The organism is Acidovorax sp. KPB24-03 (assembly GCF_057546605.1).
This window is the reverse complement of the sequence record NZ_BAAJYR010000102.1, coordinates 1-11,967: the sequence shown is the minus strand read 5'-3', so window position 1 is coordinate 11,967 and position 11,967 is coordinate 1. Positions and strand designations below refer to the sequence as shown.

Annotated in this window: 9 protein-coding genes and 1 pseudogene; 8 read left to right on the top strand and 2 right to left on the bottom strand. The window is 64.5% G+C overall.

The genetic code is table 11. The features are described 5' to 3' along the window. The 3 genes and pseudogenes from AC27KI_RS12860 to AC27KI_RS12850 all read left to right on the top strand — a co-directional run. Positions 1-806, top strand: an 806-nt coding sequence (locus tag AC27KI_RS12860) for a transaldolase (protein ID WP_487114126.1), incomplete at its 5' end; no start/stop codon positions are given. Positions 807-809: 3 nt separating this feature from the next. Next, positions 810-2,405, top strand: coding sequence for a glucose-6-phosphate isomerase (gene pgi, locus AC27KI_RS12855; protein ID WP_487114124.1), 1,596 nt, complete (start codon positions 810-812; stop codon positions 2,403-2,405). Between the two features lie 245 nt (positions 2,406-2,650). Further along, a pseudogene (locus tag AC27KI_RS12850) lies at positions 2,651-4,743 on the top strand (TonB-dependent siderophore receptor). 128 nt (positions 4,744-4,871) lie between these two features. Here the strand turns inward: AC27KI_RS12850 and groL are convergent. Together groL and AC27KI_RS12840 are read right to left on the bottom strand one after the other, a co-directional pair. After that, a complete protein-coding gene (groL, locus tag AC27KI_RS12845; protein ID WP_272567476.1) occupies positions 4,872-6,524 on the bottom strand; it encodes a chaperonin GroEL in 1,653 nt (550 codons plus the stop codon). Positions 6,525-6,576: 52 nt separating this feature from the next. After that, on the bottom strand, positions 6,577-6,867 hold the full coding sequence (locus AC27KI_RS12840) for a co-chaperone GroES (RefSeq protein WP_011804151.1): 291 nt from the start codon (positions 6,865-6,867) through the stop codon (positions 6,577-6,579). Positions 6,868-7,230: 363 nt separating this feature from the next. On the opposite strand from AC27KI_RS12840, the gene AC27KI_RS12835 reads away from it, so the two are divergent. The 5 genes from AC27KI_RS12835 to AC27KI_RS12815 form a co-directional block, all read left to right on the top strand. Then, complete coding sequence (locus tag AC27KI_RS12835; protein WP_272567478.1) at positions 7,231-7,602, top strand: DUF2304 domain-containing protein; 372 nt, start codon at positions 7,231-7,233, stop codon at positions 7,600-7,602. Beyond that, entirely contained in the window at positions 7,599-9,083 is a 1,485-nt protein-coding gene (locus AC27KI_RS12830; RefSeq protein WP_487114122.1) for a mannose-1-phosphate guanylyltransferase/mannose-6-phosphate isomerase, read from the top strand. The genes AC27KI_RS12835 and AC27KI_RS12830 overlap by 4 nt, the downstream gene beginning before the upstream one ends. A gap of 92 nt (positions 9,084-9,175) precedes the next feature. Then, positions 9,176-10,471 carry a nucleotide sugar dehydrogenase gene (locus tag AC27KI_RS12825; protein WP_487114120.1) on the top strand — a complete coding sequence of 432 codons (1,296 nt, stop codon included), beginning with the start codon at positions 9,176-9,178 and terminating at the stop codon, positions 10,469-10,471. Between the two features lie 20 nt (positions 10,472-10,491). Continuing rightward, a complete protein-coding gene (locus AC27KI_RS12820) occupies positions 10,492-11,442 on the top strand; it encodes a Gfo/Idh/MocA family oxidoreductase (protein WP_487114118.1) in 951 nt (316 codons plus the stop codon). Positions 11,443-11,446: 4 nt separating this feature from the next. Next, positions 11,447-11,967 (top strand): ABC transporter permease (locus AC27KI_RS12815; RefSeq protein WP_487114116.1); only part of this gene is annotated, 521 nt, incomplete at its 3' end.

The following is an 11,967-nucleotide window of genomic DNA, read 5'->3' as shown; positions in this document are numbered from 1 at the left end:
CCCCCCTGCTGCAAGAGGCCGTGACCCGCTGGAAGAACCATCCGGTGGAAGAAATCATGGACCGGCTGATCGTGCGGTTCGGCTGCGAAATCCTCTCCCTCATTCCCGGCCGCGTCTCCACCGAAGTGGATGCGCGCCTGTCGTTCGATACCATGGCCACCGTCACGCGGGGCGAACGCATCATCGAGCTGTACCAGGCCGAGGGCGTGGACACCGCCCGCGTGCTCATCAAGATCGCCGCCACCTGGGAGGGCATCGAAGCCGCCCGCATCCTGGAAGAGCGCGGCATCCACACCAACCTCACGCTGCTGTTCTCGCCCGTGCAGGCCGTGGCCTGCGGCCGCGCCAAGGTGCAGTTGATCTCGCCCTTCGTCGGCCGCATCTACGACTGGTACAAGAAGCAGGCCGGCGCCCAGTGGGACGAGGTGGCCATGGCCGGCGCCAACGACCCTGGCGTGCAGTCGGTGCGCCAGATCTACCAGTACTACAAGCACTTCGGCATCGCCACCGAGGTCATGGGGGCGAGCTTTCGCAACGTGGGGCAGATCACCGCGCTGGCCGGCTGCGACCTGCTGACCATCGCCCCCGACCTGCTCGCGCAGCTGGCGGCCAGCGATGCGCCGCTGACCCGCGCGCTCGACCCCGAGGCGGCGCGCGCGCTGGACCTGCCGGCCGTCGAATACGACGAGCCCGCCTTCCGCTACGCGTTCAATGCCGACGCCATGGCGACCGAGAAGCTCGCCGAAGGCATCCGCGCCTTCGCGGCCGATGCGGCCAAGCTCGAACACATGATGCAGGCCGCCTGACCCATGACCATGCCCCAACGCATCCGCTGCGACCACACCACCGCCTGGGCGGCGCTGCAGGCCCGCTACGACGACATCGGCCGCACCTTCGACGTGCGCCAGGCGTTCGCCACCGACCCGCTGCGCTTCGAAAACTTCAGCCAGGAGGCGCCGCACCTGTTCGCCGACCTGTCCAAGAACCGCATCGACCGGCCGACCGAGGCGCTGCTCATGCAGCTGGCGCGCGAATGCGGTCTGGAGGCCTATCGCGACGCCATGTTCGCCGGCGAGGCGATCAACCACACCGAGCAGCGCGCGGTGATGCACTGGTTGTTGCGAAATCCGGCCGATGCCCTAGAAAACCATGCCCTTGGTGCTACTGATTTCGTAGCAAACAGCCTGCGCGACGTGCACACCACGCTCGACGCGATGCTGGCGCTGGCCGAGCGCGTGCGTGCCGACACCGCCATCACCGACATCGTGAACATCGGCATCGGCGGGTCGGACCTCGGGCCTTCCATGGTGGTGAAGGCGCTGGACGACCTGCGCCAGAGCGACAAGCGCCTGCACTTCGTCTCCAACGTCGACGGGCAGGAACTGGGCACGCTGCTGCACACGCTGCGGCCCGAGAGCACGCTGTTCCTCATCGCCTCCAAGACGTTCACCACCGCCGAGACCATGTCCAACGCCCATGCGGCGCGCGACTGGTTCCTGTCGCACGGCGGCAGTCCGCGGCAGGCCGGGCGCGTGTCGGTGTCGCGCCATTTCGTCGCGCTGACGACCAACGTCGAAGCCGCGGCGGAGTTCGGCATCGACACCACGCTCGGCTTCTGGGACTGGGTGGGCGGGCGCTATTCGCTGTGGTCGGCCATCGGCCTGCCGATCGCCATCGCCATCGGCGCGGCGCATTTCCGCGACCTGCTGGCCGGCGCCCACGCGATGGACGAGCACTTTCGCCACGCGCCGCTGGAGCGCAACCTGCCGGTGCGCCTCGGCCTGCTGGACGTGTGGTACCGCAACTTCCACCGGTTCGCCAGCCGCTGCGTGGCGCCCTACAGCCACGGCCTTCGCCGGCTGCCGGCCTACCTGCAGCAGCTGGAGATGGAGAGCAACGGCAAGGGCGTGGACTGGGAAGGCCGGCCGCTGGCGGTGCAGACCTCGCCCGTGGTGTGGGGAGAACCCGGCACCAACGGCCAGCACGCGTTCTTCCAGATGGTCCACCAGGGGCCCGACGTGATTCCGGTGGAATTCATCGCGCTGCGCAAGGGCGCGCGCGACCTGCCGCACCACCATTCGCGCCTCGTGGCCAACGCCCTGGCCCAGGCCAAGGCGCTGATGCTGGGCCGGCCGCAGGAGTCCGGGCACCGGCACTTCACCGGCAACCGCCCCAGCACGTTCCTGGTGCTGGACCAGTTGGCACCCGCATCGCTGGGCGCGCTCATCGCGCTCTACGAGCACCGCGTGTTCGTGAGTGGCGCGGTCTGGGGCATCAACAGCTTCGACCAGTGGGGGGTGGAACTGGGCAAGGTGCTGGCCCGGGAGCTGGAGCCCCGCCTGTCCTCGGGAGACACCGACGGGCTGGACGCTTCGACCGCCGGCCTGTTGCGCCAACTGCGTTGACCTGAACGGCCGGCGCTGCGCGGTTGCTGCCGGCGCTGCCATCCACCGCGCCTCCCCCCATCCCCGCAAGTTGCAAGACCGGCGGGGATTTTTCGTGGGCGAACGGCGGGGCAGGCGCCTGGCCGGCGGTTGCGCACCATGCCGGGAATGCCGCGCCGGGATGTCGCCCGATTGCAACAAATGGCTTACGAATAGGCGATCGATTTTTAAAATGGGAATCGTTATCAATACTATTTATATTTGCCATGAAATTCATTGATCTGCGGGGCCCTGCCTGCGTGGCCGCCGCCCTGGGGTTGGTGCCTTGGGCGCATGCACAGGGCGTGGGCGCCACGCTGTCTGAAGTGCGGGTGGATGCCAACGCAGAAAAGGAATCCGCCACCGGCCCCGTGGTGGGCTACCGCGCCCGCAGCGCCACCACGGCCACCAAGACCGACACGCCGCTCAGCGAAACGCCGCAATCGGTCACCGTCATCACGCGCGACCAGATGGTCGACCAGGGCGCGACGACCTTCCAGGGCGCGCTGCTCTATGCGGCGGGCGTGCGCAGCGATGCCTATGGTCTGGACAGCCGCTCCGACAGCGTGCGCGTGCGCGGCAGCTACCCGGACATCTACCTCGATGGCTTGCGCCAGAGCTACAACTACTACACCAGCACCACGCCCGCGGAGCTGTACACGCTGGAGCGCCTGGAGGTGCTGCGCGGTCCTTCGGGCATGCTGTTCGGCACCGGCACCGTGGCGGGCGTGGTCAACATGGTGAGCAAGCGCCCGCTGCAGGAAGCGCAGCGCGAAGTGGGCGTGCAGATCGGCAGCTGGAACCGCAAGCAGCTGCAGGCCGACCTGACCGGCCCGCTCACGGCCGATGGCCAGTGGTCGTACCGCCTCGTGGCGCTGGCCCGCGACGCCGACACGCAGGTGGACCACGTGCCCGACGACCGCCGCCTCTGATCGCGCCGTCGCTGATGTGGCGGCCCAATGCGGCGACGTCGCTGCTGCTCCAGGCGCACTGGCAGCAGGACCGCTCGGGCAGCACGTCGCAGTTCCTGCCCTGGTCGGGCACCTTGCTTCCCAATCCCAACGGGCAGCTGCCCACCAGCCGGTTCATCGGCGAGCCGGGCGACTACTACGACACCGATCGGCAATCCATCGGCTACCAGTTCGAACACCGTTTCAACGATGCCTGGACGGCGCGCCAGAACCTGCGCTGGGCCCGCAACGAGAACCGGGGCGGCTACCACTATGCGGACTTCTTCACCGATCCGGGCGGGTGGGGCGCCGACCCGGTCAACCAGCGCCTGATCGGCCGGCTGTATGGGCAGAACGTGACCCGCACGCGCATGGCCGCGGTCGACACCAACCTGCTGGGCCGGCTCACCACGGGCGCCGTGCAGCACCAGTTGCTGCTGGGCCTCGACTGGAATCGCCAGTCGGAGGACAAGGCGGAATCCGGCGATGCCTACGATTCGCCCATCGACGCGTTCGCGCCGGTGTACAGCGGGCGGACCGACCGGCCGCTCACCGCGCAGCCCCGGAACGTGCAGCGCCAGACCGGCATTTATGTGCAGGACCAGATGAAGTGGGACCGATGGATCTTCATCGCCGGCCTGCGCCATGACCGCGTGGCGAATGCCCTGGCCGGCTCGGCCGATGACCGCACCAGCGACACCACCAAGCGCCTGGGCGTGATGTACCAACTGGCCGGCGGCTGGACGCCGTACATCAGCTATGCGGAGTCGTTCAGCCCGGTAAGCGGCACCAACACCTCGGGGGCCCGCTTCAAGCCGCTGCAAGGCGAGCAGATCGAAGTGGGGGTGAAGTACCTGCCCGAAGGCGGCGCGACCTCGTTCACCGCCTCGGTGTACGACCTGAAGGAAAAGAACCAGAAGGTCACCGATCCGACCAATCCGATGAACACGCTGCAGGCCGGCCAGACCCGCAACAAGGGGCTGGAGCTGGAACTGAAGACCCGCGTGACCACCGCGTTCGATCTGATCGCCCACTACAACTACACCAATGTGGATCCGACCCTGGAAGGACTGCCCCGCAACCAGGCGGCCGTGTGGGGGCTGTATCGATTTTCCGTCGCGGGGATTCGCGGCTTCTCGGCCGGGGCCGGGGTGCGGTATCTCTCCGCGTTCCGCGATGGTTCCGGCCCGCGCGTTCCATCGTCGCTCGTCGGAGATGCGTTGCTGGCCTATGACAGCCAGGCATGGCGCTACGCGCTCAACATCAACAACGTGGCCGACAAGCAGTACATGAGCACCTGCCTGTCGCGCGGCGATTGCTGGTGGGCGCCCCGGCGCAACGTGGTGCTGAGCGCGACCTACCGTTTCTGAGCGGCCCCTCGATCCTGCGGGCCGTACCCACGGCCCCGCCAAAGAAAAACCCCGCAGGCCTTGCAACCTGCGGGGTTTTTTGATGGAGCAGCCGGGCGGGAGTGCATCCCGTCCGGTGCGGCTGGCAATTACATGCCCATGCCGCCCATGCCACCCATGCCGCCCATGTCGGGCATGCCGCCGCCGGCCGGTGCGTCGTCCTTGGGGGCTTCAGCGATCATGCATTCCGTCGTCAGCAGCAGGGAGGCCACGGACGCGGCGTTCTGCAGGGCCGTGCGGGTGACCTTCGTGGGGTCCAGAATGCCCAGTTCCAGCATGTCGCCATACGTGTCGTTGGCGGCATTGAAACCGTAGTTGCCCTTGCCGGCCAGCACGGCGTTCACCACGACCGAGGCTTCGCCGCCGGCGTTGTTCACGATTTCGCGCAGGGGGGCTTCGATGGCCTTCAGCACCAGCTTGATACCGGCGTCCTGATCGGCGTTGTCGCCCTTGATCGAGTTGCCCACGGCTTGCTTGGCGCGCAGCAGTGCCACGCCGCCACCAGCCACAACGCCTTCTTCCACCGCTGCGCGCGTGGCGTGCAGGGCGTCTTCCACGCGGGCCTTCTTTTCCTTCATTTCGACTTCGGTGGCAGCGCCGACCTTGATCACCGCCACACCGCCAGCCAGCTTGGCCACGCGCTCTTGCAGCTTTTCGCGGTCGTAGTCGGAAGTGGCTTCCTCGATCTGCACGCGCACTTGCTTGACGCGGGCTTCGATGTCTTCAGCGGCGCCGGCGCCGTCGATGATGATCGTGTTTTCCTTGCCCACTTCGATGCGCTTGGCTTGGCCCAGGTCAGCCAGGGTGACCTTCTCGAGCGTCAGGCCCACTTCTTCGGCGATGACCTTGCCGCCCGTCAGGATGGCGATGTCTTCCAGCATGGCCTTGCGGCGGTCGCCGAAGCCAGGGGCCTTCACTGCCACGACCTTCAGGATGCCGCGGATCGTGTTGACCACCAGCGTCGCCAGGGCTTCGCCTTCGACTTCTTCGGCAATGATCAGCAGCGGACGGCCGGCCTTGGCGACTTGCTCCAGCGTGGGCAGCAGGTCACGGATGTTGCTGATCTTCTTGTCGAACAGCAGCACAAAGGGGTTGTCCAGAATCGCGGATTGCTTTTCGGGGTTGTTGATGAAGTAGGGCGACAGGTAGCCGCGGTCGAACTGCATGCCTTCCACGACGTCCAGTTCGGACTCGAGGGACTTGCCGTCTTCCACGGTGATCACGCCTTCCTTGCCGACCTTGTCCATGGCGTCAGCGATCAGCTTGCCGATGGTTTCGTCGGAATTGGCGGAGATCGAACCCACCTGGGCGATTTCCTTGGAGGTCGTGGTGGCCTTGGAAGCCTTCTTCAGCTCTTCCACCAGGGCCGTCACGGCCTTGTCGATGCCGCGCTTGAGGTCCATGGGGTTGATGCCGGCGGCCACGTACTTGAAGCCTTCGCGCACGATGGCCTGTGCCAACACGGTGGCGGTCGTGGTGCCGTCACCGGCGTTGTCGGACGTCTTGGAAGCCACTTCCTTCACGAGCTGGGCGCCCATGTTCTGCAGCTTGTCCTTGAGTTCGATTTCCTTGGCCACGGACACACCGTCCTTGGTCACGGTGGGGGCGCCGAACGAGCGCTCCAGCACCACGTTGCGACCCTTGGGGCCCAGGGTGACCTTGACCGCATTGGCCAGGATGTTCACGCCTTCGACCATGCGGGCGCGGGCTTCGCCGCCGAAAACTACGTCTTTTGCTGCCATTTGATTTCTCCGGATTCAGTAAACAGGATGTTCGGGAAAAGGGCCGAAAGGCTTACTTCTCGACGACTGCGAACAGGTCGTCTTCCTTCATCACCAGCAACTCGTCGCCGTTGACCTTGACGGTCTGGCCAGAGTACTTGCCGAACAGAACGCGGTCGCCGACCTTCACGTTCAGGGCGATCAGCTCGCCCTTGTCGTTCTTCTTGCCGGGACCGACGGCCAGCACTTCACCTTGATCGGGCTTTTCAGCGGCGTTGTCGGGGATCACGATGCCGGAAGCGGTCGTGGTTTCGCTTTCAATGCGCTTGACGATCACGCGATCGTGCAGGGGGCGAAGGTTCATTGCATCTCTCCTGGTTCAAAAAAGGATTGCGACATCAACAACACGCCCGCAGGGTGCGGGCGCTTTCTGACTTCAGCGGCTTGGCGCCAGCGTTGCTAGCACTCGGTCGCGTCGAGTGCTAATGATACGGGCATTCTTTCGCATTTCAAGAGGGGGACTGGCAGTGGGAGTGCGGCGCGCCCACAGGAAGGACGGCGGCTGAGGGATGGATGAGGCGTGCACCTACAATACCGACCTCCTTGAGGCCGGAGGTGATTCGGCGCCCGCAGTCCGCTTGGTCCCCAAGCAGGGATGGGCGCTGTTCCCGGCGGTGCTCTCAATCAAACGCCCGATGCGGGTCAGATCCATAGATTCGGGAGTCCAATGGCGTCTTTGCAAGCAACCACCGCGCTGATGGGCATCGGCCTGGCGGTGCTGATCCTTTACCTGATCCGCAGGGATCACCTGTATCTGATGCACGGCCTGTTCTGGGTGGTGGTGGCTGGGGCCGCTGCCTTGCTGGGGGCCTGGCCGGGACTGATCGATCGTCTGGCCAAGCTGCTGGGCATCAGCTATCCCCCTGCGCTGCTGCTGCTGCTGGCCAGCATGGTGCTGCTGGTGAAGTCGTTGCACACCGACATGGTGAACACCCGCATCGAGAGGGATGTCCGCCGTCTGAACCAGCGGCTGGCCCTGTTGCAGGCCGACAATGAAAGCCTGCGCGCGCGCGTGATGGGCGATGGAACGCAGCCATGACCTTGGCGCAGCCGTTGTTGCCGGTCATCCTGTGCGGCGGGTCGGGCACGCGTTTGTGGCCCCTGTCGCGGGAGGCCTATCCCAAGCAGTTTCTGGCGTTGGCCGGTCCCCGCACCATGCTCCAGGACACGGCACTGAGGCTGCAGGGGTGGGCGCCGGAGATCGGCGTCGCGCCCGATCCCATCCTGGTCTGCAACACCGAGCACCGGTTCATCGCGGCCAGCCAGTTGCTGGCAGTCGGCATCCGGACGGCACGCGTACTCCTGGAGCCCGAGGGGCGCAACACCGCGCCCGCACTGACGCTGGCCGCCTTGCAGGCATGCGCTGGAGGCGATGATCCGATCATGCTGGCCATGCCGGCCGATCACGTGGTGAAGGATTTGCCCGCGTTTCACGCCGCGGTCCGGCGGGCCCATTCCATGGCCCTGTCGGGCGGACTGGTGACGTTCGGCGTCGTGCCGGACCGGCCGGAAACCGGCTACGGCTACATCCAGTGCCATGCGGCGGGCCCGGAGGGTGCGGGCATCCACCGCATTGCCAGCTTTGCCGAGAAGCCCGATGCCGCGACCGCGCAGCGCTATCTCGATGCGGGTGATTATTTCTGGAACAGCGGCCTTTTCATGGTGCGCGCCAGCCAGTGGTTGGCCGCTCTGCGTGCTTGCCGCCCCGACATCCTCCAGGCCTGCGAGGCCGCGATGGCGGGGGCGCAGCGTGATCTCGACTTCATCCGGCCTGACGCGGCCGCCTTCCAGGCCTGCCCTTCGGATTCCATCGACTATGCCGTGATGGAACGGTTGCCGCTGATGCCGGAGATCGGCATCCCCACGTTCGCGGTCGCGCTGCAGGCCGGCTGGTCCGACCTGGGTGCCTGGGATGCCCTGTGGGGCGTGCTGCCGCGCGACGGCCAAGGCAACGCCACCGTGGGCGATGCCCTGCTGGAAGACAGCCAGGACACCCTGTTGATGTCCACCCACCGGCTCGTGGCCGGCGTGGGGCTCGACCACATCGTGGTCGTCGAAACACCCGATGCGGTCCTGGTGGCCGACAAGCGCCGCACCCAGGACGTCAAGCACATCGTGGCCCGGCTGAAGCAGGCAGGACACGCGCTGGCCCACCACCACCGGAAGGTGCATCGTCCGTGGGGCTGGTACGACGCCGTCGACAGCGGTGAACGCTTTCAGGTCAAGCGCATCGTGGTGAACCCGGGTGCGCGCCTGAGCATGCAGATGCATTACCACCGCGCCGAGCATTGGGTGGTGGTGCGGGGGACCGCCGAAATCACCAATGGCGAAGACACCTACCTGCTGGCACAGAACGAGTCCACGTTCATTCCGGTGGGCCGCCGCCATCGGCTGGCCAATCCGGGCAAGACGCCCCTCGAAATCATCGAGGTTCAATCCGGCGACTATCTGGGCGAGGACGACATCGTCCGGTTCGACGACATCTATGGGCGCTCTACGGGTGCCGAAGGCGTTTCATGATGGGCTGCCTTTGCGACTGGCGTGACGGCTGCCTGGCCTGCGAGCAGGGCGGCTCCCGCAACTGACCCTCCCCATTCTTCCCACATAAAAACATGAATCTAGAACAAGCAAGGATTGCCGTGATCGGGCTCGGCTATGTAGGCCTGCCTTTGGCGGTGGAGTTCGGCCGCCAGCGGCCGGTCATCGGCTTTGACATCAATGCCGCACGCATCGCCGAGTTGCAATCGGGCCAGGACGGTACGCTGGAGGTGACCCCGGAGAACCTGCAAGCCGCCAGCCACTTGCAATACAGCGCCAACCCCGAGGACCTGCGCGATTGCAAGGTCTTCATCGTGACGGTGCCCACCCCGGTGGACAAGGCCAACCGCCCCGACATGACGCCCCTGATCAAGGCGAGCGAAACGGTGGGCCGGGTCATGCCGGACGGCGCCGTGGTCATCTACGAATCCACCGTGTATCCCGGCGCGACCGAAGAAGTGTGCGTGCCGGTGCTCGAACGGCTCAGCGGCAAGACCTTCAACACCGACTTCTTCTGCGGCTACAGCCCGGAGCGCATCAATCCCGGCGACCGGGTCAACACGCTGACCAAGATCAAGAAGATCACCAGCGGCAGCACCCCCGAGGTGGCCGATGCCGTGGACGCCCTGTACGGCAGCATCATCACCGCCGGCACCCACAAGGCCAGCAGCCTGAAAGTGGCTGAAGCCGCCAAGGTCATCGAAAACACCCAGCGCGACCTGAACATCGCCCTGGTGAATGAGCTGTCCGTCATCTTCGAACGGCTGGGCATCGACACCCTCGACGTGCTGGAAGCAGCCGGCAGCAAATGGAACTTCCTGCCGTTCCGTCCCGGTCTGGTGGGCGGACACTGCATCGGCGTCGATCCTTATTACCTGACGCACAAGGCCGAGGAAGTGGGCTATCACCCGCAGGTCATCCTGGCCGGGCGGCGCATCAACGACAACATGGCGCGCTACGTGGCGCGCAACACCATTCGTCTCATGCTGAAGAATGGCATGGATGTGCCCCGCTGCCGCATCGGCATCCTGGGCATCACGTTCAAGGAAAACTGCCCGGACATCCGCAACAGCAAGGTCGTGGACATGGTGCGCGAGTTCCTGGCGTGGGGTGCGGACGTGGTGATCGCCGATCCCTGGGCCAGCGCGCAAGAGGTGGATCACGAGTACGGCCTGCCACTGGGGCAGGTCGATGCCGACCATCCGGTCGATTCACTGGTGGTGGCCGTCGGCCATAACGAATACCGGCAGGCCACGCCCGCGGAGCTTCGCGCGTACTGCCGTGGCGCACAGCCTGTCCTGGCCGACGTCAAAAGCCTTTACAACCGCGAGCAGGCCGCCGAGGCCGGCTTCACCGTCTTTCGCCTGTAAATCTTTCCTTCGGATCCGTCATGAAAAACTTCGCCCTCATCGGCGCCGCTGGCTACATCGCGCCCCGCCACATGCGTGCCATCAAGGACACCGGCAACCATCTGGCCGTGGCTTACGACATCAACGACTCGGTCGGCATCATCGACAGCATTTCGCCGCAGAGCGACTTCTTTACCGAGTTCGAACGGTTTGCAGAGCATGCACACCAGCTCAAGCGCGACCCGGCCACCGCACTCGACTACGTGTCGATCTGCTCGCCCAACTATCTGCACCATGCCCACATCGCCGCTGGCCTGCGCCTGGGGTGTGATGTCATCTGCGAAAAGCCGCTCGTTCCCACGCCGCAATTGATGGACGAACTGGCGCGCATCGAGCAGGAGACGGGCCGGCGGGTGTTCAACATTCTCCAGTTGCGCCACCATGACGCGATCCTGAAGCTGCGTGACAAAGTGGCTGCGGCACCGAAGGACACCAAGTTCGATGTCGAACTGACCTATATCACATCGCGCGGCAAGTGGTACCTGGAGAGCTGGAAGGGCGACCCGCGCAAATCGTTCGGCGTGGCCACCAACATCGGTGTGCACTTTTTCGACATGCTGCACTTCATCTTCGGAAAGCTCCAGGACAATCGCATTCACCTGAGCGAGGAAACCAAGGCCGCCGGCTATCTGGAATACGAACGCGCCCGGGTGCGGTGGTTTCTGTCCATCGACGCCAACGATCTTCCGGACGAAGTCAAAGGCAAGAAGCCCACGTACCGCAACATCGATGTCAGCGGTGAGCAACTCGAGTTTTCCGAAGGCTTCACCGATCTGCATACCACCAGCTACCGCGAGATCCTGGCGGGCCGTGGGTACGGCTTGGCGGATGCGCGGCATTGCATCGAAACGGTGGATGTGATTCGCAGCGCATCCATTGCGGCCGATACGGATGAGCGTGTGCATCCCTTCGTGCGCAAGAAGGGGTGTTGAGAGCATGCAAGCTTCTGGTCTGAAGCCGCTTTCTCAGCTGCAATTGTTGTTGTCCGATGTACAAGATGCATTGAAGCTCTGGCGCTTTTGGTTGCATCTGGGGCTGGAGGATATCCTCAAGCAATATCGAAGATCGTTTCTTGGGCCGGTATGGATATCCATTAATACCGCCATCTTCATCGGCGCATTCGGGCTGATTGGATCTCAAGTATTCAAGATTGATGTCCAGACCTATTTGCCATTTTTCTGCGTCAGTCATGTATTGTTTCTTTTTATATCGCAGTCCATTTCAGATAGCTGTCAGACCTTCATCACCGCAAGTGCATTTTTGAAGCAGACGCCTTACCCCAAAACGGCATTCGGCTTGCGTGTAATTTGGAGGAATTTGTTGATGATGGGGCACAATATTCCCATCGCTATTATCGTCCTTCTGACCTTTGGCGGTTTAAGTGATGTCAGGTTGCTGCCTTTCTTGTGTGGATTGGTATTTACGGTTGTGTGCGCAGCATTGCTGTCTTGCATTTT